We start from the raw sequence: 25,159 nt of genomic DNA, 5'->3' as shown, positions 1-25,159 counted from the left end.
GGGACAGCGTTTACACATGAGACCGGGGCCGGTAGCAGGTGAACCTCAGTTCACGCACATCCCGTTCCCTCTCCTTGCGCAAGAGGGGGCGGGGGAGGAGAAAACGGCGCAATTATTTTTCAGTCTGGGGGTGAGGTATACCCCGCGCCCATCCGTGTAGTGCTTGAAAATGCGAAAAATTCGCATTACGTAACAGGTCGGCACACAGGTCATGAGCATGAAGTCCCAGGCAAGGTCAGCGCATCGCGGTTCGATTACACAGGGGTTAGGCGCTTCGGCGTTGTTGATGGTCGGTCTGGCCTTAACCCCGTTGAGTGTGGCCATCGCGGCTGACACCCCGGTGCAGCACAGCGCGACGCAATTTGCGTTCAACCTGCCCGCAGAACCCTTGCCGCAAGCCTTGAATGACTTCAGCCGCGTGACCGGCCTGAGCGTGGTGTACACCGACGAAGCGCCCTATGGCCTGCAAGCGCCCGCCATCAACGGCCGCATGAGTGCCGAGCAGGCGCTGCAACAATTGCTTGCCCAGTCGGGCTTCAATGCGCGTCGCACCGACGCCAATACCTTCGCCCTTGAGCCTGCGCCCACGGCCGGGGCCTTGAATCTGGGGGCGACCAGCATCACGTCGCTGGCCATGGACGACTTCAGTTACCAGCCGCCTGCCGTGACCTCGGTCATGCGCGGGCAGGGCGACAGCATGGAGATCCCGCAAACCGTCAACGTGGTGGCCGCGCAGGTGATCCGCGACCAAGCGCCGCGCAATCTGGATGACGCGCTGAACAACATCAGCGGCATTACCCAGGGCAACACACTGGGCAGCACTCAGGACTCGGTGATGAAACGCGGGTTTGGCGACAATCGCGACGGCTCGATCATGCGCGACGGCATGCCGCTGGTGCAGGGCCGGGCGCTCAATGCCACGGCTGAGCGGGTCGAAGTGCTCAAGGGCCCGGCGTCGTTGCTGTATGGCATTCAAGACCCCGGCGGTGTGGTCAATGTGGTGAGCAAAAAGCCGCAACTGGCGCAGTTCAACGCGCTGACCGTGCGCGGCTCGACCTACGGTTCGGGCAAAAACGGCAGCGGCGGCCGTTTTGACAGCACCGGCGCACTGGGCGAGTCGGGGCTGGCGTATCGGATGATCGTTGACCACGAAGACGAAGATTACTGGCGCAATTTCGGCACTCACCGTGAAACGCTGATCGCGCCTTCGCTGGCGTGGTATGGGGACACTACGCAGGTGTTGCTGGCGTACGAGCACCGCGAATTCCTGTCGCCGTTTGACCGTGGAACGGCCGTCAACCCGGCCACCAACCACCCGTTGGACATCCCGGCCACCCGCCGTCTGGATGAACCTTTCAACAACATGGAAGGGCGCTCGGACCTGTACCGGCTGGAAGTCGACCACACCCTCAACGACAACTGGAGCGCCCATGTTGGCTACAGCTGGAACCGCGAAACCTACGACGCCAGTCAGGTGCGGGTCACGGCGGTCAATCCGAAGACCGGCACGCTGACGCGCAAAATGGACGGCACCCAAGGCGCAATCACCACCGACCGCTTTGCCACGGTCAGCCTGCAAGGCAAGGTGCAAGCGGCGGGCATGCAGCACGATCTGGTAGTCGGGCTGGACGACGAGTACCGCAAAATCTATCGCGCCGACCTGATCCGCCAGAACAGCCAGTACCCTTTCAGCTACCTCAACCCGGTGTACGGCAAGGAGGTGGCGGGCACCACCGTCAGCGCCAGCGACAGCAATCAGACCGATGTGCTGCGCAGCGACTCGCTGTTCCTGCAGGACTCGATTCACCTCACCGATCAATGGATTTTCGTCGCGGGCGGGCGCTTCCAGAAATACGACCAACTGGCAGGCAAGGGTCGCCCCTTCACCGCCAACACCGACACCGACGGCCAGACCTGGGTTCCGCGTGCCGGGCTGGTGTACCGCTACACCGATGAGCTGTCGTTTTATGGCAGCTATACCGAGTCGTTCAAACCCAACTCCACCATTGCCCCGCTGACCGGTGGCGTGGTGCTGGACTCGGCCATAGCCCCCGAACAGGCCAAGTCCTGGGAAGTGGGCGCCAAACTGGACATGCCGGGGCGCATCACGGGCACGCTGGCGCTGTATGACATCAAAAAACGCAACGTACTGGTGTCTACCACCGTGGGCGACGACACGGTGTATTCGGCGGCGGGCGAAGTCAGCTCGCGCGGGTTGGAACTGGACGTCAGTGGCCAGCTCAGCGAGCAGTGGAGCCTGATCGGCAGCTATGCCTACACCGATGCGCAAGTGACCAAGGACCCGATCTACAAGGGCATGCGCCTGCAAAACGTGGCGAAAAACAGTGGCTCGCTGTCGGCGGTGTATGACTTTGGCACGGTCGTGGGCGGCGATAAATTGCGCGTGGGGGCGGGTGCCCGGTATGTGGGCGAGCGCGCCGGGGATGCGCTCAATGACTTCGACCTGCCCGGTTACACCGTGGCCGATGCCTTCGCCACTTACGACACCCGGGTCGAAGGGCAAAAGGTCACACTGCAACTCAACCTCAAAAACCTGTTCGACCGCACCTACTACACCTCGGCAGCAAGCCGCACCTTCGTCTCCATGGGGGATTCTCGGCAAGTCTCGGTGGCCAGCACGCTGGAGTTTTGAGGCGTCAGGGCCTGAACGCCGCGCGGTATTCGCCCGGCGTCGCGCCCAGGGTTTGCCTGAACCGGTTGGTGAAGTGACTGGCGCTGGCAAAACCGCAGGCCAGTGCAATCTCGCCCAATGCCAGTGAGCTGTGGCGCAACAACTCCCGCGCCCGGTTCAGGCGTCTGGCCAAGACGTATTGATGCGGCGCCAGACCAACACTTTCGCGAAACATCCGGGCGAAGTGATAGGGCGACAACGCGCACTGCGCCGCCAGTTGGCCGATGCTCAATGGCTCGGCCAGTTGCTGCTCGATGGTCTCGACCAACTGCCGACGTTGATACGCCGCCAACCCGCCTTTCAGTGGCAAACCGTCGCGTTTGCCGACCTGACTGAGCACGGCATGATCGAGCAATTCATTGGCCAGGCTGCTGGTGAGCAGGCGCTCGCCCGGTTCGGCCCAGTTGAGTTTTAACAATTGATGAAAGCGCCCGGTCTGCTGTGCGTCGTCCAGGAACGTGAACTCGCGCAATTGCAGGGTGCGCGGTTCTTTATCCAGCAAATGAATGCAGCCCAGCGCGAATTGCTCCTGACTCACGTACACGTGGGCCAGGCGAATCGCGCCATTAATCACCCAGGCCGACGCATGCTCGGCGGGTAATACGCAGAGTTTGCCCGGCGCGCCTTTGGTGCCCGGTTGTTCCCGGCGAAACGTGCCGGTGCCGCCCGAGATGTAGCACGACAACGTGTGGTGGGTCGGGGCTTGGTAGTCGCGGGCGTCGTGATGGTTGCTCCAAAGGGCTGCGGCCATGCCGTCACCGAGCTCGGCACTGTGCTCAAGGCGAGCATTGGGCGAGCGGCTCATGGATTGAAACACTTGCAGGGTATCGAAAGCAGGCATGGTCAGTTCTCCAACGTTTTGCATCCTACTCCTGCGTGCGCGCACTGCCAGCCCTGCGCCCAACAAAAGCGCAAGAATCTGCAAGTGCGCCCACGGGCGCGGATTCACACTGAGGCCCACCTTCAGGAGCGCGCCATGAACCTATCGTTATATGTGTTGACCGTGTTGATTTGGGGCACCACCTGGATCGCCCTCAAGTTGCAACTGGGTGTGGTGGCGATTCCGGTGTCCATCGTGTATCGCTTTGGGCTGGCGGCACTGGTGCTGTTTGCGCTGTTGTTGCTCAGCCGCACATTGCAGGTCATGAACCGGCGCGGGCACCTGATTTGCCTGGCTCAGGGGCTGTGCCTGTTTTGCGTGAACTTCATGTGTTTTTTAACCGCCAGCCAATGGGTGACCACCGGTTTGATCGCGGTGGTGTTTTCCACCGCCACGCTGTGGAACGCGTTGAACGCGCGGATCTTCTTCAAGCAGAAAATCGCCCGCAACGTGCTGCTGGGCGGTGGTTTGGGGTTGACCGGACTGGGCTTTCTGTTCTGGCCCGAGGTGAGTGCACACACCGCAACCCCTGAGACGATGTTGGGCCTGGGGTTGGCCTTGCTGGGTACGATGTGTTTTTCGGCAGGCAACTTGCTGTCGAGCCTGCAACAAAAGGCCGGCCTCAAACCCCTGACCACCAACGCCTGGGGCATGCTGTATGGCGCCAGCCTGCTGGCGCTGTACTGCGTGATAAGGGGCATCCCGTTCGACATGGAATGGAACACCCGTTATATCGGCTCGTTGCTGTACCTGGTGATCCCCGGATCGGTGATCGGCTTTACCGCGTACTTGACGCTGGTGGGGCGCATGGGCCCGGAACGCGCCGCCTATTGCACGGTGCTGTTCCCGTTGGTGGCGCTCAACGTGTCGGCCTTCGCGGAGGGGTATCAGTGGACAGCACCGGCCTTGATGGGGCTGGTGCTGGTGATGCTTGGCAACGTGCTGGTGTTTCGCAAGCCCGCCCGGCCGGTGTTGCAGGCCAAAGTGGCTTGAGGCTGCCCGGCGTCAGCCTTTGAACACCTGCGGGTTGACCAGATCCTGCGGCCGCTCGCCGAGCAACGCGCTGCGCAAGTTAGCCAGCGCGCGCTGGGCCATGGCGTCGCGGGTTTCGTGGGTCGCGGAGCCGATATGGGGCAGGGTGACCGCATTCTTGAGCTGGAACAGGGGTGAGTCGCTGAGCGGCTCTTTTTCGTACACATCCAGCCCGGCCCCGCGAATCGTGCCATGTTGCAGGGCGTGGACCAGCGCGGCTTCGTCCACCACGGGGCCACGGGAAATATTCACTAAAATGGCGCTGGGTTTCATCAGCTGCAACTCACGCTGACCGATCAGGTGACGGGTCTTCTCGCTCAACGGCACCACCAGACACACGAAGTCAGCTTCGGCCAGCAACTGCTCAAGGCTGCGGTATTGCGCGCCCAGCTCGTGCTCAAGGTCGGTCTTGCGGCTGTTGCCGCTGTAGAGGATCGGCATGTTGAACCCCAAACGGCCCCGGCGTGCCACCGCCGCGCCGATATTGCCCAGGCCGACGATGCCCAGCGTTTTGCCATGCACATCGCAACCGAACAGCGCAGGCGGCACGCTGGCCTGCCATTGACCGGCCTTGGTCCAGGCGTCCAGTTCTGCGACACGCCGGGCGCTGCTCATGATCAGGGCAAAGCCCAAGTCCGCCGTGCTTTCGGTGAGCACGTCCGGGGTGTTGGTGAGCATGATTCCGCGTTCGTTGAAGTAGTCGACGTCGTAATTGTCGTAACCCACTGAGACGCTGGACACCACTTCCAGCTGCGTGGCGTTTTCCAGCTGCTGGCGGCCCAATTTGCGCCCGACGCCGATCAAACCGTGGGCGTGGGGCAGGGCCTGATTGAACTGTTCATTGATGTCGCCCAGCTTGGGGTTGGGCGCGATGACGTTGAAGTCCTGTTGCAGGCGCTCGATCATCTCGGGGGTGACGCGGCTGAAGGCGAGAACGGTTTTCTTTGTGCTGGAAAGGCTCATCGGAACAAGGCTCATCGGCTGGCGGGAATGTGAGCACGCTAACATTCATGGCCGAAGATTGCAGCGTTTCAAGCCCTTCCCGATCCTCCCTCGCGGGGGGAGAAGATCAGGAGGGGCTGGCTGCGGGTCAGCTGTACGTCGCCAACTCTGTCTGATGCGCGGTCAAAATTTCCGGCAGCGAACCGCGCAGGTATTCCACCCACGTTTTGATCTTCGCATCCAGGTACTGGCGCGACGGATAGATGGCGTACAGGTTCAGTTCCTGCGAGCGGTACTGGGGCAGCATGCGCACCAGGGTGCCGTTGCGCAGGCCGTCGATGGCCGCATACACCGGCAACACGCCCACGCCCATGCCACTGGTGATCGCGGTTTTCATCGCATCAGCCGAGTTGACCAAAAACGGTGAGGTGTTAATCAGCACCATTTCCTGGCCTTCAGGGCCGTCGAACACCCATTTATCCAGCGGTATGACCGGGCTGACCAGCCGCAGGCAGGCGTGGTTGAGCAGGTCGCTGGGTTTGGTCGCGGTGCCGTTGGCTTTCACGTAACCGGGCGAGGCACACACAATGCTGTAGGTAATGCCCAGACGCTGGGACACAAATCCCGAGTCCGGCAGCTCACTGGCCAGCACGATGGACACGTCATAGCCTTCGTTGAGCAAGTCCGGGACGCGGTTGGCCAGGGTCAGGTCGAAGGTCACGTCCGGGTGGGTCTTGCGATAGCGGGCAATGGCGTCGATCACAAAGTGCTGACCGATGCCGGTCATGGTGTGCACTTTCAATTGCCCGGCAGGGCGCGAGTGGGCGTCGCTGGCCTCGGCTTCGGCTTCTTCTACATAGGCCAGGATTTGCTCGCAGCGCAGCAAGTAGCGTTTACCGGCTTCGGTCAGGGCGATGCGCCGGGTGGTGCGGTTCAGTAAGCGGGTTTGCAGGTGGGCCTCAAGGTTCGAGACCGCGCGCGACACGTTAGCGGTAGTGGTATCCAGCATGGCGGCTGCCGCCGTAAAACTTCCGGCTTCAGCCACGCAACTGAACGCGCGCATGTTTTGCAAGGTGTCCATGGGGTGCTCTCAGAGGGCAATAAAAGGGACAACAACAACGTAGACAGCAACAAATTGTGACATGAAGTTTCAGTGTTTACCGAGGCTTATGCATTCGACCAACGGATTATCCTGATAACGGTAATAAAGATTCACAGTTATGCCAGCTTATCGTTGCGTGTGCCAACCCATAGACTTATCCGACTCAAGCCTTCTCCCCCTCATGCAGGAATTTGCAGCAGTGCCGCGTCGCATCAGCAGAGAGCTTAAAGCCCTCAGTGTTCTGGCTTTATCGTTAGCATTAAACGGCTGTATCGGTTTCGGTGGCATCGGCCCCAAAAGCCAGATGATGTCCGCCAATACCCTGGCCACGGACGAAGCGATTCAAGACGCCGCTAAAGACGCAAACTGGCCCAGGGCCCAGTGGTGGCACGCCTATGGCGACCCCCAACTGGATGCCTGGATCAGCCTCGCGGTGCAGGGCAGCCCCACCATGGCCATGGCCGCCGCCCGTGTGCGTCAGGCCAAAGCCATGGCGGGTGTGGCCGAGTCTGCCGAGTCGCTGCAAATCAATGGTGAATCGACGCTCAAACGTCATAACTGGCCGTCCGACCCCTTCTATGGGCCGGGCGCGCTGGATAACGCCACCACCTGGGACAACAACGCGGCGCTGGGCTTCAGTTTTGCCCTCGACCTGTGGGGCCGTGAAAGCAATGCCACCGAACAGGCCGTGGACATGGCGCACATGAGTGCCGCCGAAGCCCGCCAGGCCCAGCTCGAATTGCAGAACAACGTGATCCGCGCCTACATCCAGTTGTCGCTGCATTACGCCCAGCTCGACATCATCGAGTCGACCCTGCACCAGCAGGAGCAAATTCTCGACCTGGCGCAAAAACGCCTGGATGGCGGCATCGGTACACATTTTGAAGTGAGTCAGGCGCAAGCCCCGCTGCCGGAGATTCACCGTCAGATCGATGCGCAGGAAGAAGAAATTGCCTTGACCCGAAACCAGTTGGCCGCATTGGCCGGTAAAGGTCCGGGCGAGGGCGCCCGATTGAAGCGCCCGACACTGGCGTTGGGCACCGCCCTCAAATTGCCGTCTGCCTTGCCTGCCGAGTTGCTCGGCCAACGGCCTGACGTGGTCGCCAGCCGCTGGGAAGTCGCCGCTCAAGCACGCGGCATTGACGTCGCCCATGCCGGTTTTTATCCCAACGTTGATTTGGTGGGCAGCATCGGTTTCATGGCCACCGGCGGCGGGGCGCTGGAGTTCCTGACCGGTAAAAAACTCACTTACAACGTGGGCCCGGCCATCACGTTACCGATCTTCGATGGCGGCCGATTGCGCTCCGAATTGGGGGTGGCTTCAGGCGGGTATGACATGGCCGTGGCCAAGTACAACCAGACCCTGGTCACTGCGCTCAAGGGCATTTCCGATCAACTGATCAAACGTGAGTCGATGGAAAAACAGCAAGCATTCGCCGCGGAGTCGGTTGAAGCGGCGCAGAAAACCTACGACATCGCCATGGTCGCCTTCCAGCGCGGCCTGACCGACTACCTCAACGTGCTCAACGCACAAACCCTGCTGTTCAAACAGCAGCAGATTCAGCAGCAGGTTCAGGCCGCGCGCCTGAGTGCCCATGCCGAGCTGGTGACGGCGCTGGGTGGCGGCCTGGGGGCGGGCAACGACGTGCCCAAGGACGACCGCTATGTCCCGGACAAACCGCCAGCGGTGATGGCGATTTTCAACCATTGATCTTCGTCCGCCTTCCATGACTTCCAAACCCCTGATGGCTAACGCTGAGAGCCTATAGATGAACCATTTACCCGCCCCGGTACGCTGGCTGTATTCGCTGGAATGGCGCCGAGGCTTTTTTGACTGGGCACGCAGCGATGGCGTGACCTGGGTGCATATTTTCAAAGTACTGGTCGCGGCGTTTCTGACCCTGTGGCTGGCCATGCGCCTGGAGTTGCCGCAGCCGCGTACTGCGATGATCACCGTGTTCATCGTGATGCAACCGCAGAGCGGTCAGGTGTTCGCTAAAAGCTTTTATCGCTTTTTGGGCACCCTGACCGGCTCGGCCGTGATGGTGGCGCTGATCGCGCTGTTCGCGCAAAACACCGCCCTGTTTCTCGGTGCCATGGCGATCTGGGTCGGCATTTGCTCGGCCGGTGCCGCGCGCTGCCGTAACTTCCGCGCCTATGGCTTTGTACTGGCCGGGTACACCGCCGCGATGGTGGGCTTGCCCGCGCTGGCGCACCCCGATGGCGCGTTCATGGCCGCCGTGTGGCGGGTGCTGGAAATCTCGCTCGGCATCCTCTGCTCCACCGTGATCAGTGCCGCGATTTTGCCGAAAACCGCAGGCGCGGCGATGCACAACGCCTTGTACCAGCGCTTCGGTGTGTTCGCCGGATTCGTGGCCCAGGGCTTGCGCGGCCAGTCCACCCAGCAAGACTACGAATCCAGCAACGTGCGTTTCATTGGCGAAAGTGTCGGGCTCGAAGGCATGCGCAGCGTGACCGTCTTCGAAGACCCGCACATGCGCCGCCGCAGCGGTCGCCTGAGCCGCCTGAACAGCGAGTTCATGGCTATCACCACGCGCTTCAATGCGCTGCACCAATTGCTGGCCCGTCTGCGCAGCCGTGGCGTGGTGCAAGTGGTGGGTGCCATTGAGCCGGAGCTGGAGCTGCTGGCGCAGTTGCTCGACACCTACAGCGGCCGTTCGCTGACCGACAAGGACGCCGCCGTGCTGGCTGAACAACTGGCGGCGTTCAAGGCCGGTTTGCCGGAGCACGTGCGCAACCTGCGGGTCCAGTTTCTGGAAACCGACCCCAGCCCTTCGGACTTTCTGGACTTCAACACCGCTTATGAGCTGTTGTACCGGTTTGTCGACGACATGCTCAGCTACGCACTGACCCACGCTTCGCTGGCCGATCACACCCACGAGCGCGAGCGTTGGGATCAGCCGTTCATCTCGCAAACCAACTGGTGGTCGGCGGCGGCCTCGGGCATACGGGCCTCGTTCATTCTGGTGGTGCTGGGCACGTACTGGGTGATGACGGCCTGGCCCAGCGGCGCCACCATGACCCTGATTGCCGCCGCCACAGTGGGCCTGTCGGCGGCGACGCCCAACCCCAAGCGCATGGCTTTTCAAATGGCCTGCGGGACGTTCATCGGTGCGGTGGTGGGTTTTTTCGAGATGTTCTTCGTGCTGCCCCACATCGACGGTTTCCCGTTGCTGTGCCTGGTGCTGACCCCGGTGATCATGCTCGGCTCATTCCTGACATCGCGTGCCAATTACGCCGGGGTCGGGCTGGGGTTGTTGATCTTTTTCAGTACCGGCTCAGTGCCCGACAACCTGACCGTTTACAACCCGTACCAGTTCATCAACGACTACATCGCCATGGTCATCGGCATGCTGGTCTGCGCCGCTGCTGGCGCAATCATCCTGCCGCCCAACAGCCGCTGGTTATGGAGCCGTCTGGAACAAGACCTGCGCGAGCAAGTGGTGTACGCCATCAGCGGCAAGCTCAAAGGCTTGAGCTCCAGCCTCGAAAGCCGCACCCGCGACCTGATGAATCAGGCCTACGGTTTGGCCGCCGGTCAGCCGCAGGTGCAACGGACCTTGTTGCGCTGGATGTTCGTGGTGCTGGAAGTGGGCCACGCGATTATCGAATTGCGCAAAGAACAAGCGATTTTGCCGATTCACCCGGCCTACGCCGAATCTCAGCCCTGGCGCCAGGCGATCCGCGTCATGGGCCGGGCCTTGGTGCGCCTGTTTATCAGCCCCGGCGAAAGCAACCTGGAACGCGCCCTGATCGCCGTGGACCACGCCATCAGCCGGGTGCAGGCCACCGACGAACCGTTTGCCCGCAACTTCGACACCTCGGCGTTGGTCCGGGTGCAAAGCTACCTGCACTTCATTCGTACCTCACTGCTGGATCCGCAATCGCCGCTGGCCGCCTACGCGCAGCCGCAAGGACTTGAACATGCCTCGTGAAATCGCCTTCCACGGCGTCTATATGCCCACCATGACCCTGATGTTTTTTATCGCGGCGGGGTTGGCGTGGGGCTTTGACCGACTGTTTTCCGGCTACGACCTGTACCGCTTCTTCTGGCACCCGGCGCTGCTGCGCCTGAGCCTGTTTGCTTGTCTTTTTGGCGCCATGGCGCTCACTGTTTACCGTTGAGACCGATCCGATGAAAAAGTTCTTCAGCCTGCTTGCCACCTTGCTGGTTTTGGCCCTTGCAATATGGATCGGCCGAACCCTGTGGGTGCATTACATGAACACCCCCTGGACCCGCGACGGCCGCGTGCGCGCCGACATCATCAACGTCGCGGCGGACGTCAACGGTTACGTGGTCAACGTGCCGGTCAAGGACAACCAGTTGGTGAAAAAGGGCGACGTGTTGCTGGAAATCGACCCCGAGCACTACGAAATTGCCGTCAAACAGGCCCAGTCGCTGGTGGCTTCGCGCAAGGCCACGTGGGAGATGCGCAAGCTCAACGCCCATCGCCGGGCGGACATGGACAACCTGGTGATCTCAAAAGAAAACCGTGACGACGCCACCAACATCGCGGACTCGGCCCTGGCCGATTACCAGCACGCGCTGGCCCAGCTCGATGCCGCGCTGCTGAACCTCAAACGCACCCAAGTACTGGCCACGGTCGATGGTTACGTCACCAACCTGAATGTGCACCGGGGCGACTACGCCCGGGTCGGTGACCCGAAAATGGCGGTGGTCGATAAAGACTCGTTCTGGGTCTATGGCTTCTTCGAAGAAACCAAACTGCCGCACATCCGCGTGGGCGATAAAGCCGAGCTGCAAATGATGAGTGGCGAAGTGCTCAAAGGTCACGTCGAGAGCATTTCGCGCGGCATCTACGACCGGGACAACCCCGAAAGCCGCGAGCTGGTGGCCGACGTCAACCCGACATTCAACTGGGTGCGTCTGGCCCAGCGGGTGCCCGTGCGTATCCACATCGACGAAATCCCCGAGGGGTTCCTGCTCGCTGCCGGCACCACCTGTACCGTGATCGTGCAACAGGATGACGTGGACACGCATCCCGAGCACTAAGGGGCTGTGCGCCTACCACCTGTAGCCAGCGACGCGGCTTGCCATGACGCGGGAACACACCCTGAGGGTTAACCCGCGACAAACGTCTCATGCAGATGACGCCACAGCAACGTGCCGTGAGCGTCTTGCTCAAACACAGCGGTGGCCCGCCGATCGGTTCGGTTGCCGTTGTGTTCTTCCTGCACTTCGCGGTAACCGATGACCGCCCCCCCTGCGTACAAGGCGATGCCTTGAAATTCGCTGAGGCTGATGACCAGCCCCGGGCGTGCCCCGCGCAACTGTTCAAACAGGGCTTCCATGCTGCTTAAATTGAGCGTATTGCCGCTGGGCGTGATCATCGAAAACTGTGCTGAGAAGCGGGCCAGCAACGTGGGCAGTACGCCCGGTTCCAGCCCGCAAAACCAGCCTTCAATCTCGACGTGGGTTTCTTGGACCAGGTCGAAGTAGCGCGAGTAGTCAGTCATCACATTCTCTTGGGTCAGGGCGCCAGCAAGGCCAGCACGCGTGGAGTATTGAGGCGTAAAGCGGGAATGAGCGGCACCAGCGTCATGCCAGCGCCGATGGCAAAGCATAGGGCAAAGGCGTGGGACGTCGAGGTGATGCTGCTCAAGGCACTGAACAGGCCCATCATCAGCGCCGGGCCCAGCAGAAAGCTCAACTGCCGGTTGAGGTTCCAGAGCGCGCTGGCGGGTGCCATGTGTTCAGCGGGTACGTCAATGAAGGCGGTGTTCTGTGCTGTGCTGCTGCACAGGCTGCCGCCAAACCCCATCAGCGCGTAAAGCGCCATGGGCAACCAGAGGGGGCCGTCCTGCAGCTGGATCAACAAGGCGATGCCGAGTGCCTGCGCGCTCATGCCTGCCAGCAACAAAGGTTTGGGCCCCCACCGATTGAACCGGTAGCGGCTCAGGGCAATACCCAGTGCGGACGCCAGCGCCCAGGGCAGCATCAGCGCACCGGTCTGTGCCGGGCCGTAACCCAACTGATGCACATACAAAATGCTCACCAGCTGTGTGCCAATGAAAATCCCCGGAATGCACAGGTACGTCAGCATCGCGAGGCGCAGCAGCGGGCTTTTGAGCAGGTGTGCCAGGGTCGCCAGCCGCACCGGCGCAGGCCGTGCCGATTGAGTGACGGGCCGGACCCAGCACTGCGTCAGTATCAGTGCAATCAGCGCCAGCGGCAGGTTGGCATAAAACACCCAGCGCCATGACGTCGCCTCTACCACCCAGCCGCCCAGCACCGGTGACAGGGCCGGCACCATCAGGGCCACCAGCAGGATGACCGATGTCAGCCGCGCCCGCTCATGGGGGCGAAATTCGCGATACACCATGGCTTGTCCCACCGGGATCAACAAACCGCCGCCCAGCCCTTGCAGCAGGCGCCAGCCGATCAGCGTTTCAATCGAGGTCGCTTGCGCCACCCCCCAGGTCGCCGCCGTAAACACCCCCAGTGAAATCAGCAGCAGGCGCTTTTCGCCCACCACGGCTGCCAGCCACACGCTGGGCAGAATAATCAGGGTCAGGCCCAACATGTAGGCATTACCGATCCAGGCCAGTTGCGATACCGATGCCTGCAGATCCACACCGATTTGCGGGTAGGCAATCGACACGGCAAACATGTTCACCAGATCCAGCGCAAAGCTCAGCAGGTACACCGCGGCGATTTTAGTGCGATAGGCCATGACCGCCTCCTTGATCAGAGGCCGCACAGTAGGCGTCTTTTAGGGCTGGAGGAACGGGGTATGCGCTGCTAGATTGTCAAAATATTTTTGACAATAGGTGGCATTTTGCGTGGTCAGTCTTGATCGTTTCGACACTTTCAAAGCCGTGGTGGAAGCCGGTTCCCTGACCGCGGCGGCTGATTTGCTGGGGCAGACCCGGGCCGTGGTCAGCTTCACCATCAAGCGCCTGGAGGCTGAACTGGGCGTCACCTTGCTCACCCGCAACACTCGGCGGCTGGCGCTGACAGAAGCGGGCGAACGTTTTTATGTGCGCTGTTTGAGCATGCTGGAAGCGGCGCAACTGGCCATCGACGAAGCCCGTGGCGAACACACCGGGCTCAAGGGCACGCTGCGCGTGACCACCACGGTGGAATATGCGCTGGCCAGCGTGGTGCCTGCGCTGGAAGTGTTTGGCGCGTTGCACCCCGATCTCACGGTGCACCTGTCGACGTCATCGACCCACGCTGACTTGATCTCCGAGCGCTTCGATGTGGCCCTGCGCCTGGGCCGCATCCTCGACTCCAGCCACCGCGCCGTGCAATTGAGTACCTTCGAGATTTTACCGGTGGCGTCACCGGGGTTTGTGCGGACTCAGCCGCCCATCGACAGCGTGCGGGCACTGGAGCACACCCCGTGGCTGGCGCATGGTCGGGTGGGGGAATTGAATGTGACGGAGCGCAGCACGGGTGCGGTTCGGCCCTACGCGCCCGACCCCGACAAGGTGCGCCTCAAGGCCGATCACGCCTCGGTGCTGCGGGCGTTTGCACTGAGCGGGCAGGGCGTGGCGATTCTGCCCGACTGGTTGATTGACGATGACTTGCGAAGCGGCCGCTTGGTGCACGTGTTGCCGCAGTGGCAGTTCACCCCCCAAGGCGTGTATGCGTTGTACCCCGACACCCGCCACTTGCCCCTCAAGGTGCGGGCGTTTATCGACTTTATGAAAAACCGCGAGGCGGGTTCAGGCCGAAACGTTTCATAAGGATGTTTTGCAGCAGCCAGCGCGGCATCAATGCGGCCAGCAGCGGCAGGGCGCGGCTGCCGTTGCCGTAACGCAACAAGGCCGGAGGCCGGGGCTTGCGGCTGGCCTTGAAAACCACCTGCGCCAATGCCGCGACCGGGGTCGGGTTGTCTTGCGATGCCGTGGCGCGGGCGCGAATCCCCTCACGCATCGGCCACCACGGCGAATCCTCGGCGATCAACACTTCAGCGCAGGCGCTGGCGTTTTTTGCAAAGTGGGTGTCGATGGCGCCGGGCTGCACTTCCATCACCCGCACCCCCAGCGGTGCCAGCTCCATGCGCATGGCTTCGCTCAAGGCGTGTACGGCTGCTTTCGACGCGCAGTACGCCCCGGCAAACGGCGTGACCAGTACCCCTGAAACGCTGCCGATATTGACCACCAGCCCGCGGTTGCTGCGCAGCGGCTCCAGCAGGGATTGGGTCATGCCCACAATCGAGAACACATTGGTTTCAAATTGCAATTGCAGTGCCTCAACCCCGCCGTCGAGCACGGGGCCCATGGCGCCATAGCCAGCGTTGTTGATCAACACGTCCAGGCCTTGGCCGTGCTGCTTGATGCGCTTGCTCAGCCGGTCGACGTCAAGGCTGTCGTTGACATCCAGTTGCACGGCGACAAAGCCATCGGCCTTTAATTGCGCCACATCGGCCGTTTTGCGGGCCGTGGCCCACACCTCATAACCGGCGTGTTTATAGGCATCCGCCAGGGCGCGGCCAATGCCGCTGGAACAGCCAGTGATTAAAGCGAGGGGCATCAAAACGTCCTTGAGAGCGGCTAAAAAAGATCAGTTGGAAAAACTGCCTTGCAGGCGTTCAGCCCGAAATTCCAGGGTTTGCGCACGGTAACCGGCACGCAACGGCGGCAAGGGCAAGCAATCGTGCCACACCGCGCCTGCTTGCAGTTCACCCGGCCCACGGTAACGCGGGGCAGTGTAGAGGTTGTCGGCCAGGTTGACCGTATCGCCCGGCGCATAAGCCGCCACGCGCCAGCCCAGTTCAAGCAAGGGCACATCGTTGCCATTACGCAGGGTCAGGCTCAGGGGACGGTCGGCCGGGCACTGCTCGGGCGCATACACCATGCGCAGTTCCAGGCGGGCCAATTGTTGGGCTTCACGGTGATCGAGCCAGGCGACCGAAGCGGCCACAACCGCCAGCCCCGCCACGGCTGCCAGTGAAACCGGCAAGGCTTTGGACGGGTAGCGCAGCAGCAGGACCAACCAGGTGATGATCAGTAGAACGCCGATAAGCATGACGCTCGCCTCGCAGAGAGTGGAGGGACATCCTACTGAAGCTTAGGTGGGAATGGCGAATTCGGATGACACCAAGGCCGGCCCTCACCGCGCCCTCTCACAGTGGGAGAGGGGACTGAACGGGTGGAATTCAAAACCCCGGCTCGCCGGGAGGTCGAGCGCACATCTAAGCGCCCTCTCCATTAGGGAGAGGGCCGGGGTGAGGGCAGGCGGCCGGGCAAGTAACGCGCTTACTGCGCAATCGTCTTGACTGACACGCCACGTTCAACGGGCGTCGAGCGACCGTACACGTCTTCAAAACGCTCGATGTCGTCTTCACCCAAATAGCTGCCGGACTGCACTTCGATGATTTCCAGCGGGATTTTCCCCGGGTTGCGCAGGCGGTGTACCGAGGCAATCGGGATGTAGGTGGACTGGTTTTCGGTCAGCAGGAATACGTTTTCGTCACACGTCACTTCCGCCGTGCCCGACACCACAATCCAGTGTTCGGCGCGGTGGTGGTGCATTTGCAACGACAGGCAGGCCCCCGGCTTGACCGAGATGTGCTTGACCTGGAAGCGCCCGCCCATGTCCACCGAGTCGTACGACCCCCACGGACGATAAACTTCGCAGTGGTTCTGGGTTTCGCTGCGACCCTGTTCGTTCAGGGTGTTGACCATCTGTTTGACACCCTGAACCTTGTCTTTGTGGGCAATCATCATCGCGTCTTTGGTTTCCACCACCACGATGTTGTCCAGGCCGATCACCGACACCAGTTTGCCGTTGCCATGGATCATGCAGTTGGTGCTGTCCTGAATCACCACGTCGCCTTTGCTCACGTTGCCATTGGCGTCTTTCTCATTGACATCCCACAGCGACGACCAGCAGCCCACATCGCTCCAACCGGCCGTCAACGGCACGACGCAGGCGCGCTGGGTTTTTTCCATCACGGCGTAGTCAATCGAGTTGTCCGGGCAGCAGGCGAATGTGGCGTCGTCGATGTCCACGGTGTCGGCGTCTTGCTGGCTGCGTTCCAGGGTCAGCAGGCAGGTGTCGTAGATGTCCGGATCGTGTTTTTTCAGTTCTTCCAGAAAGCGGCTGGCGCGGAACATGAACATGCCGCTGTTCCAGAAATAGCCGCCACTTTTGACGAATTCGGCAGCCCGCTTGGCGTCGGGTTTTTCAACAAAGGAGGCAACACGGCTCACGCCTTCGGGCAGCAGGGCGTCGGCGGTGGACTTGATGTAGCCATAACCGGTCTCAGGTTTGAGCGCAGGAACCCCAAACAGCACCATTTCGCCGCGTTCGGCAGCCACGGTGGCCAGCGCGAGGGCGCGTTGCAGGGCTTTCTGGTCTTCCAGCACGTGGTCGGCCGGCAGCACCAGCATTAACTCGTCGCGGCCTTCGTTAATCAGCATCATCGCGGTCAGGGCAACAGCGGGCGCCGTGTTACGGCCGAACGGCTCCATCAGGATGCGTTGGGTGTCCAGCTGGCGAGCCGCCAACTGTTCGTTGACGATGAAACGGTGCTCCTTGTTGCACACCACAATCGGCGCGTCCATGCCTTCAAACACCAGGCGCTCAAGGGTTTGCTGAAACAGGGTCTGCTCGCCGGTCAGGGCCAGAAACTGCTTGGGGAATTGCTTACGCGACAAAGGCCACAGACGCGAACCGCTACCACCTGAAAGAATTACCGGAATCATGTTGTCTCTCCAAAAACTGAAATAGTTGTGTCTGATGGCGCGAGGCTCGCTCGCGCCGGCACAGAGCAAAAAATTGAATTAACGGGTAGAAACCGGGCGCTTGACCCACGTCGGCGACACGCTGCTGCCGTTGCCGGTGACGTACAGCACCGCGGCTTCACCGCGTTCCAGGGCGACAGGTTTGAGGTCGCTGACTTTCTTGTCGCCCTCAAACAGCGCGAAGCTGACTTTCACCGGATTGATTTCACGCTCGCCACGGCCCTTGGCAGCCACGGCCTTGACCACGTCTGTCTTGCCGTCAGCGGTTTTGAGCGTCAGCGCCTTGTCAGTCAGGTTCTGTACGCGGACCAGGGATTTTTGCTTGTTCTTGAACGGCGGCTCTTCGATCAGTTGCGGTTGGCCGCTGCCGGTATTGACCAGGGTGTAGTAGTGGTCGGCGCTCAGTTTGACCGGCAGGTTGTGGCTGCCGACTTTGGCGCTGTAGTCGCCTTGTGGCAGAAAGCTGAAATCGCTGCTGCCCTGTGCCGCAACGTCGTTGAGCGCGGTATTGCCGACGGTGGCGCTGACGGGCTGGTTGCTGGCGTTGAACATGCGCACAAAGCTGGAGCCCTTGGGCGCGGTCGGGCCGTAGAGGGCGGCATCGCCACCGGCCCAGGCGTGTAACGACAGCAGGCTCATGCCCGCGATCAAGGCAAATGATTTGGCGAGACGACGTGGAGCAGGTGTGAACGGCATGGTTTTAATAGTCATCAGTCGAACCTCTCTTTCAGTGTTGCGCCCGGTTGGGCGTCTCGGATTTCGGCGTGTTTTGTGCCAGTTGCGGTTGGCGTGCGCCCGCTTCTTTCAAGGTCGCGACCCACTGCGGGTCGGCATCACCGATCTCGTTGTCCACCGGCAGGTAACGCTCGGGGAACTCCCAAATCAGCACCTGTGGCGGGGTGTTCTTGAAGGCATCGCTTTTGAGGTAAGCGAGCATCGGCAGGATCGGACCGTGGCCGTCCTTGGAGTCGTTAATCACGTCGCTGCGCAGTGCCTGTTTCAGGGCGCCGACGAAGTTCCAGTTGGGGTTGGCGCTGTAGCTGGTACCCACCAGCGTGACGGGCACTTCGCTGTCAGCGAACAACGCGTCTTCGCTGTCTGCCTCGGCATTGGCCGCGCGGGTGCTGCGTTTTTCCAGCGGCTCGGAAGGCGGCATCAGGTTGCTGAACAGCGGGTCCATGGGCAGGAAGCGCTCAAGGTCGCCATTGTGCTGTTCGGTTTTTTCGGCCTCGGTCACAAACTGTTGCGGTTCACCGCTCAGGGGAAACTGGCTGCCAATCGCAGCGGCCAGTTGCTGGGCCGCGACCTGTGCGCCATCGGGTGTCCAGTGCGTATCGGTGCGCAGGAAGACTTGCGTGCCGCCTTGTTTGGCCTGTTGCAGCGGGCCCAGCAAGTCGGGGGCAATGATCTGGCTGGCCGCCAGTTGCGCATGGAAGTCACGGTACAGATCGGCGTGAATGCTGGCCGGTCGCTCGTCACCCATGTGCTCGGGGTACAGGCGCACCTTGGACGGCACCACCGCCATCACCAGCTTCACCCCGTGGGCTTTCAAGGTTTGGCGCACGCCTTCAACCAGCGCGTAGTTGTCGGCCACGTTTTGCTCGGCGTTGGGCCACGGCTTGAACTCTTCATCGCTGAACAACCAGTGGTTGCGGCCCAGCACCACGCCGGGACGGCCTTCATTGAACAGGGTGAAATCCAGCGCTGCCCACAGGTTGGTGCCCAACCGCTTGATCGGGAACTCGTCGTCATAGTGGGTCTCGACGGCTTTGCTCCAGCGACCGTTCAGCACGGTGGCGTCGTCGGTGGTGTTAAAGCCCATAAAGCTGCGCAATGAAATCAGCCCCAGGCCCAGCAGCAAGGCGCAGAAAAAGGCGACGTAGACGATGCGTAATGTTCGATTCATGGTCGGCTCCCCTTAGAACTGGAAGTACAGGAACGGCGAGAAGCTTTGCGCCGAGAGTTTGAGAATCGAGGCGATGAACAGCAGCACGATCAGGGTGCGCATCGCATAGCGCGGCCAGTCGGCCACCCAGAACGCCGGTTGCACGCTGGCTTCTGTGCCCACGGTGTAGCCCGGCAAGTGCAGGTTGCCGGGGGCGTCGCCGGGTACGGCTTTGATCAAGCCCGGTTGCGCGGTGGCCGGGCCATCGGCCTCGGTTTTGCGCGGGGCGTTGGGCGTGCTGTACAGGTCGCGCAGGCCGAAGAACGCCAGCGTCAGGTAAGCCACCACCAGCGTGGCGACTTGCAGGCCGGTGAGGTTGGCGCGGTTGAGTTCCGACAGCGACCATTCCCCGAAGCTGAACATGGCGCCGTACATGCGACCGGCCACGTGCAGGTTTTCGGCCCGGAAGATCACCCAGCCCATGACCACCAGCAGGAAGGTCAGCGCCCAGCGGATCGGGTTCAGTGCGCGCGGCGTGGTGTTGATGCCCAGCGCTTTTTCAATCGCCAGCCACATGCCGTGCCAGGCGCCCCACACGATGTAGGTGATGTTTGCGCCATGCCACAGACCGCCCAGCAACATGGTCAGGAACAGGTTGCGGTAGGTGATGAGCGTGCCTTTGCGGTTGCCGCCCAGGGTGATGTAGAGGTAGTCACGCAGCCAGGTGGAGAGGCTGATGTGCCAGCGACGCCAGAACTCGGTGATCGACTGACTGATGTACGGCTGTTTGAAGTTCTCCATGAAGCGGAAACCCATCATCAAGCCCAAACCGATGGCCATGTCGCTGTAGCCCGAAAAGTCGAAGTACAGTTGCGCGGTGTAGGCCAGCGCGCCGAGCCAGGCATCGCCGGTGGTCGGGTTTTGCAAGGCGAAGCAATGATCGGCCACCACCGCCAGCGTGTCGGCGATAAAGACTTTTTTGATGAAACCCTGCATGAACCGCGTGGCGCCCTCGCTGAACTTGTCGAGGGTGTGGGTGCGGTTGTTGAACTGGTCGGCCAGGTCGCGAAAGCGCAGCACGGGCCCGGCGATCAAGTGCGGGAAGATGGCAACAAAAGCCGCGAAATCGATCAGGTTGCGGGTGGCCGGGGTGTCGCCGCGGTACACGTCGATGATGTAGCTGATGGACTCGAAGATGTAGAACGAGATGCCGATCGGCAACAGCACGTGGGTGAGGATAAACGGGTCGAGCCCGACCGAACCCATCATCGCGTTGATGCTGTCGACGCCGAAATTGGCGTACTTGAAGTAGCCCAGAATCCCCAGGTCAATGACCACACCCAGCAACAGCCAGCGTTGCGCGGGTTTGGTGCGTACCCCGGCGGCACCGACCTTGAGGCCGATCCAGTAGTTCCAGACGGTGACCCCGATGAACAGGGCCAGAAAGTCCACTCGCCACCAGGCATAGAACACGTAGCTGGCGACCAGCAGCAACAGGTTGCGATAGCGTTGCCCGCTCAAGTAATACAGGCCGAGGAACACCGGCAAAAATAAAAACAGGAACACATTGGATGAAAAAACCATCCTGACCTCTCCGTGTGGACCAACAGTAAAGGGCTCAGCCCCCCCAAACCCCCCCGTGAAAAAATGGGGAGGGTGCATGTGTTTCGTTCAGGGGTGGGTGTCGTTCGGTCGACCCTCACCCCAACCCTCTCCCAGAGGGAGAGGGGCGCTTTCAGCCTTTTTCGTGCGCCGGGTCGTAGACCTTGGTCAGGTCCCCGCCCAGACGAAAGGTTTTGAACGGCTGCATCCCGCGCTTCATCTCAATCACCTCGGGCGCACAGGTGTAGAGCGTGCAAAACGGCTCCAGCCAGGCGAATTTGGCGTCAACCTTCAAATCGGTCATGTCCGGCGCCTTGCCGTTTTTGGCTTCAAACGCCTGCGGGTCTTTCACGCCGCTGAGCACGCGTTCGCCCAAGCGTTTGAGCGCCGCGTTGTTTTCGTTGCGCAGGTCCACGCCATTGACCAGCGCGAAACTGGCGATCATCGCCAGCGGCGGCAGGGCGTAGTTGTGGTAGGCGAGGGCGCGTTGCTGGCGCTTGAGTTCGTTGGGCAAAAAGCCTTGGGCGTCGACCTGGTTGGCGCCGACCTTGAACTCTTTCACCGACCAGTCGAACAGGTCGCGGCGATTGGTGGCGATGGACGTGGCCATCACCGACCAGGCGGCCCAGTACGAATGGTTGTTGGTTTTAGCCAGCGGCAGGTTGTCCCAGTCGCTGACCACCTGTTCGGCCATTTTGCTGAACCAGGCTTCGATTTCTTTGGCCTGCTGCGGATGCTGCGCCAGCGGTTGCGATTCGGAGAACTTCAGGCGCAGGTACGACGACGCCATGCTGCCCAAGGCCCATTTGCGCATCGACTTGCCGGTGTGGTTGAACTCTTTGCTCATCAACGCATCGGCCTGCGCCCAAGCGGTCAACCAGCCGAGGGTGCATTCCAGTTGTTCCGGGCGGCCATCACGCATGAACTGCATCACCCGCTTGCTGGTGCCGCGCTCAAGGGTGGTGATACCGGAGGTCGCGTCGCGAAATGCTTTTTCCGAGACCACGTTGAGCGTCGAGCGTGCTTTGTCCGAGCCTTCGTACTTGCTGCGAAACTCCAGCTTGTCGGTGTACGGCTTGGGCATCGCGTCGCAGTCGTTTTTGAAGTCGCCGGTTTTGAACGCTTCGACCGGGGCGTAATAGCCCTGGGGCGGGCGCAAGGGCGCGGCGGCGTGGGCAGTGCTGGCAAACATCGCCAGCCCCAGCAAGGTGGGCGCCAGCAGAGTGCGCAGGTTGATCGGTGCAGTGGGCATCAGAAACCTCATCGTCCGGCCTGCGCGTTCAACGGCGCAGAGTGGGAGAAAACGTTGCGTTTGCAGATTTTGGCGTCGACTTTCTGTGCGTCGCCCGCGTCTTCCGGGCCCTGAATCTCAATGGCCAGCAGGTTCTGGCTGGCCCAGTCTTCATCGGTACGCAGTTCAAAGGCGAAACGCCCGTCTGTGTCGGATGTGGTCGGTTTGTCGATCTTCAGATCTTCATGGCGACCGTTCATGTACCAGAGCGTGGCTTGCAGGGTTTTCACCGACGGGTCAGCGAAGCGGATGTCGATTTGGTGGTTGGCGTTGCGCAGGTCTTTGTTGGTGCTGTTGACCAACATCTGGTTCTTGCCCGGCTTGAGGGTGGCGCTGCTGCTCATCAACGCCGGTTTGCCTTCGCAACCGTTGTCGAGCAGGGCCATCATCTGGCGGTAGATGGTTTCCTGATCCAGGCGATACAGCGGCGAAAACTCCCAAATCAGCACCTTGGGCGGGGTTTTCTGAAACTCGTCACTGCCCAGGTACTGCAACATCGACCCTTCCAGACCACCGCCGGGGAAGGCCACGTTCAGCACGTCGGCGCCGATGTATTGCTCCAGGAACCCGGCAAAGTTGTAGTTCTTGCCGCTGTGGCTCGTGCCCACCAGGGTGATTTGCGGGTTGGCATCGTCGCTGAACAAGTCGCCGTCCGCCGCTTCGCCTTTGGGTTCGGTACTGAACTGGTCCATGTACTGCACGGCATAACTGGTGCCGCACAGCTGCCCGGCCATGTTGTGCAGGGTGCCGGTCTTACCCATGCGCCCGGTGATTTTGGTTTCGAATTCACGTTGCGGAATGTCGGCAAAGCCGGGAATTTTTTTCACCGTGTCGGCCACGATTTTTGCCGTGCGCTCGGCCCCGTACGGCGTCCAGTGCTGGTCACCGCGGAAGTAAAAGTCGTGGGCTTGTTGCTCATTGGTCAGGGGCGACAGGTCAGGCACGTAATAGCCCATTTTGGCGAAGCGCCCGAGCATGGCCTGGTAGTTTTTCAGCGCGGTGTCGTAGTCGAATGAGTCGCGCTCGGCCGGCATCAATTTGTTGCGATTGACCAGCCCGCGAGTCGGTTGATACACCACCACCAGCTCCACACCCTTGCTCTTGAAGGCGTCGTGCAGCTGTTGCATGCGTTTGTAACCGGCCGGTGTGGTGTCGAACTCGGTGCGCAGGTCTTCCTGGGTACGGAACAGCCAGTCGCCCTGGGCCTGGACCAGCGTGGTGAAGTTCTGCTGATAGCGCGTGGTGTAGTTTTTCGCATCGTGGGCGGCAGGGCACAGGTTGCAGCACGCCTCGGCCGTGAAGGCGGGCGCCTGAACCTCGTCGGCCTGCACACCGGCGGCTGCGCCGAGGATGGCGGCAGTCAGGCCCGACAGGCTCAAAATCTTGATCAGATGGAGGGGCATAACAGTCATCCTCAGTTGCGCAATTCGGTCTGGCGTTCAACGGGGTCGATCAACACGGCTTTTTGCTGGCGCACCATCAGGTCGAGAATTTCGTCCTGACGCTCACCCAAAATGCCGTTGAAGCTGATGCCGCTGGATTTGGTCGGTGCCAGCATCGACACCCGGTACAGCTCGATGCTCAGCGGCGAATCAATCGCCAGCGGCCCGCTGCCATTGCCGGCCAGCTCGCCGCCCACCATGATCAGCGACACTTCGGCGTCGAACGGGTCGAGCTCGATGTCGCGGTCGGTGTCGGTCAGGTCTTTGATGTGGCCGTACACGCCGGTCAGGCCATTGGCCATGGCGATGTTTTCGTACAGGCGGATGTTGACGCTGTTACGCACGCGGATGCCGTGGCGGCGGTTGTTGATGACTTTGTTGCCCCACAGCAGGTTATCGCCGCTCTCGTAGAGGGTGATGCCGTCGGTGTGGTTCTGGAAAATCTCGTTGTCAGCGATCAGGTTGTTCACGCTGTTACGGTCGATCACCAGCCCTGACAGTTTGTTGTCGTGGCTGCGGTTGTTGAAGATGAAGCTGTCGTTCACCTCGCGGGAAATGATGATCCCGTGCTTGCGCTGGGTGCCGAACACATCGTTCTCGGCAATGATCAGCCCGTGGGAGCGGTCATGGGGGTCGATGCCGTAGACGACGTTGTCGCGGTAGGTGTTGCCCTTGACCACGAAGTCGCGGGTTTCGTAGCAATAGAAGCCGTACCACATGTCCGAGAACTCGGAGCCGATAATCCAGCCGGTGGGCTCGTCGCGCTTGATGACCTTGGCCATGTTGGGTGTGTACTGGGAAATACTCACCCCGTACGACTTACTGTTGGCGTAGCCGAAACTCGCCATTTTGGTGTTGATGATGTAGGTCTCGGTGCCGCCCCAGGACAGCAGGAACGGGCGAAATTCCTTGGCATCGCGAAAGGTCGCGGGGCCATTGGCTTTTTCGCGCCAGCCGGTGACCTGGGTGTCACGCACGAACAACTGGCCGTCGTTGACCAGAAACGAACCCGCTTCCTGGGACAGGCGCAGCTCTTGGGTGCTGTTGTCGATTTCCAGAATGCCCTTGTGCCCGACCACAATCGGCAAGCGCGCCAGGTACACACCCGGTGCGGTCTCGCTGAAGTACTGCTTGGGCACGCGTCTGGCCAGATCCTTGAGGTTCACGTAGCCGTCGTCGATGAAAATCGCCTGCGGAATGCCGCCCTGGCGCACCACCCACTCGGCCATTTTGTTGTCGCCGCCGATGAAGTCTTTCAGCGCGTCTTCTTGCATCATGCGGCGCACGCTGACTTTACCGGCGGTGCTGCGCACGATTTTGGCCGCAGCCGCTTCGGCGGTGTAACCCGAGAGGTCGGGCAATGCCGGTTTCGGGATGTTCAGCGGTGCGACGGGCGCGGTGCTGACGGTGTAGGTTTTGGCGTGTTGCAGCTCTTTGGCCACGGTCGGTTTGACCGGCTCGACAGCGGCAAAGGTATTGGAACTGGCCAGCAGCAGAGCGCCGGCCAGCAGGCTGATCGCGCCGATATAAGCAGGATGATTCATGTCACGC

The 25,159-nt window shown here is 61.2% G+C and carries 21 protein-coding genes; 7 read left to right on the top strand and 14 right to left on the bottom strand.

Annotation, left to right across the window (positions count from 1 at the left end):
* The first annotated feature begins 217 nt into the window (after positions 1-217).
* A complete protein-coding gene (locus IF654_RS18280) occupies positions 218-2,653 on the top strand; it encodes a TonB-dependent siderophore receptor (RefSeq protein WP_047273420.1) in 2,436 nt (811 codons plus the stop codon).
* Between the two features lie 4 nt (positions 2,654-2,657).
* Here the strand turns inward: IF654_RS18280 and IF654_RS18275 are convergent, their stop codons facing one another.
* Entirely contained in the window at positions 2,658-3,533 is an 876-nt protein-coding gene (locus IF654_RS18275; protein WP_047273462.1) for a helix-turn-helix domain-containing protein, read from the bottom strand.
* A 135-nt stretch (positions 3,534-3,668) separates the two neighbouring features.
* On the opposite strand from IF654_RS18275, the gene IF654_RS18270 reads away from it, so the two are divergent.
* A complete protein-coding gene (locus IF654_RS18270) occupies positions 3,669-4,565 on the top strand; it encodes a DMT family transporter (protein ID WP_047273421.1) in 897 nt (298 codons plus the stop codon).
* A gap of 12 nt (positions 4,566-4,577) precedes the next feature.
* On the opposite strand, the gene IF654_RS18265 is transcribed toward IF654_RS18270, so the two are convergent.
* Both IF654_RS18265 and IF654_RS18260 read right to left on the bottom strand, forming a co-directional pair.
* Positions 4,578-5,567 (bottom strand): 2-hydroxyacid dehydrogenase, encoded by a 990-nt coding sequence (locus IF654_RS18265; protein ID WP_047273422.1) that lies wholly within the window; start codon positions 5,565-5,567, stop codon positions 4,578-4,580.
* A gap of 127 nt (positions 5,568-5,694) precedes the next feature.
* Entirely contained in the window at positions 5,695-6,627 is a 933-nt protein-coding gene (locus IF654_RS18260) for a LysR family transcriptional regulator (RefSeq protein WP_047273423.1), read from the bottom strand.
* Positions 6,628-6,847: 220 nt separating this feature from the next.
* Between IF654_RS18260 and IF654_RS18255 the strand changes: the two genes are divergently transcribed.
* The 4 genes from IF654_RS18255 to IF654_RS18240 are packed head-to-tail and all read left to right on the top strand — an operon-like array spanning position 6,848 to position 11,683.
* Complete coding sequence (locus IF654_RS18255) at positions 6,848-8,359, top strand: efflux transporter outer membrane subunit (RefSeq protein WP_047273424.1); 1,512 nt, start codon at positions 6,848-6,850, stop codon at positions 8,357-8,359.
* Between the two features lie 58 nt (positions 8,360-8,417).
* Entirely contained in the window at positions 8,418-10,604 is a 2,187-nt protein-coding gene (locus tag IF654_RS18250) for an FUSC family protein (protein WP_047273425.1), read from the top strand.
* On the top strand, positions 10,594-10,794 hold the full coding sequence (locus IF654_RS18245; protein WP_016781859.1) for a DUF1656 domain-containing protein: 201 nt from the start codon (positions 10,594-10,596) through the stop codon (positions 10,792-10,794). Before IF654_RS18250 ends, IF654_RS18245 begins: the two co-directional genes overlap by 11 nt.
* A gap of 10 nt (positions 10,795-10,804) precedes the next feature.
* The gene (locus IF654_RS18240) at positions 10,805-11,683 is read left to right on the top strand and encodes an efflux RND transporter periplasmic adaptor subunit (RefSeq protein ID WP_047273426.1); all 879 of its coding nucleotides are present in this window, start codon (positions 10,805-10,807) and stop codon (positions 11,681-11,683) included.
* A gap of 68 nt (positions 11,684-11,751) precedes the next feature.
* On the opposite strand, the gene IF654_RS18235 is transcribed toward IF654_RS18240, so the two are convergent.
* On the bottom strand, positions 11,752-12,147 hold the full coding sequence (locus IF654_RS18235; RefSeq protein ID WP_094988029.1) for a DUF4440 domain-containing protein: 396 nt from the start codon (positions 12,145-12,147) through the stop codon (positions 11,752-11,754).
* Positions 12,148-12,161: 14 nt separating this feature from the next.
* Positions 12,162-13,364 (bottom strand): MFS transporter, encoded by a 1,203-nt coding sequence (locus IF654_RS18230; protein ID WP_094988030.1) that lies wholly within the window; start codon positions 13,362-13,364, stop codon positions 12,162-12,164.
* A 109-nt stretch (positions 13,365-13,473) separates the two neighbouring features.
* Here IF654_RS18230 and IF654_RS18225 point away from each other — a divergent pair, with 109 nt between their 5' ends.
* Positions 13,474-14,382: a LysR family transcriptional regulator gene (locus IF654_RS18225; RefSeq protein WP_047273429.1), complete on the top strand. Its 909-nt coding sequence runs from the start codon at positions 13,474-13,476 to the stop codon at positions 14,380-14,382.
* On the opposite strand, the gene IF654_RS18220 is transcribed toward IF654_RS18225, so the two are convergent.
* The 9 genes from IF654_RS18220 to algG form a co-directional block, all read right to left on the bottom strand.
* Complete coding sequence (locus tag IF654_RS18220) at positions 14,339-15,172, bottom strand: SDR family oxidoreductase (RefSeq protein WP_047273430.1); 834 nt, start codon at positions 15,170-15,172, stop codon at positions 14,339-14,341. The two genes, IF654_RS18225 and IF654_RS18220, sit on opposite strands and share 44 nt — an antisense overlap.
* Before the next feature lie 30 nt (positions 15,173-15,202).
* Complete coding sequence (locus IF654_RS18215; RefSeq protein ID WP_047273431.1) at positions 15,203-15,667, bottom strand: hypothetical protein; 465 nt, start codon at positions 15,665-15,667, stop codon at positions 15,203-15,205.
* A 230-nt stretch (positions 15,668-15,897) separates the two neighbouring features.
* Positions 15,898-17,349, bottom strand: a complete 1,452-nt coding sequence (locus IF654_RS18210; protein ID WP_047273432.1) for a mannose-1-phosphate guanylyltransferase/mannose-6-phosphate isomerase — start codon at positions 17,347-17,349, stop codon at positions 15,898-15,900.
* A gap of 78 nt (positions 17,350-17,427) precedes the next feature.
* Entirely contained in the window at positions 17,428-18,084 is a 657-nt protein-coding gene (locus IF654_RS18205; RefSeq protein ID WP_047273463.1) for an alginate O-acetyltransferase AlgF, read from the bottom strand.
* Positions 18,085-18,115: 31 nt separating this feature from the next.
* Positions 18,116-19,294, bottom strand: a complete 1,179-nt coding sequence (locus tag IF654_RS18200) for an alginate O-acetyltransferase (RefSeq protein WP_194862164.1) — start codon at positions 19,292-19,294, stop codon at positions 18,116-18,118.
* A 12-nt stretch (positions 19,295-19,306) separates the two neighbouring features.
* Positions 19,307-20,857, bottom strand: a complete 1,551-nt coding sequence (locus IF654_RS18195; RefSeq protein ID WP_194862165.1) for an MBOAT family O-acyltransferase — start codon at positions 20,855-20,857, stop codon at positions 19,307-19,309.
* Between the two features lie 151 nt (positions 20,858-21,008).
* Positions 21,009-22,127, bottom strand: a complete 1,119-nt coding sequence (locus IF654_RS18190; RefSeq protein ID WP_047273435.1) for a mannuronate-specific alginate lyase — start codon at positions 22,125-22,127, stop codon at positions 21,009-21,011.
* 8 nt (positions 22,128-22,135) lie between these two features.
* A complete protein-coding gene (locus tag IF654_RS18185; RefSeq protein WP_047280062.1) occupies positions 22,136-23,569 on the bottom strand; it encodes an alginate O-acetyltransferase in 1,434 nt (477 codons plus the stop codon).
* An 11-nt stretch (positions 23,570-23,580) separates the two neighbouring features.
* Entirely contained in the window at positions 23,581-25,152 is a 1,572-nt protein-coding gene (algG, locus tag IF654_RS18180) for a mannuronan 5-epimerase AlgG (RefSeq protein ID WP_094988032.1), read from the bottom strand.
* Positions 25,153-25,159: the final 7 nt, after the last annotated feature.

The sequence above is a fragment of the Pseudomonas lundensis genome (assembly GCF_015377145.2).
Lineage (GTDB): Bacteria > Pseudomonadota > Gammaproteobacteria > Pseudomonadales > Pseudomonadaceae > Aquipseudomonas > Aquipseudomonas lundensis.
This window is presented reverse-complemented; position numbering and strand designations above follow the sequence as displayed.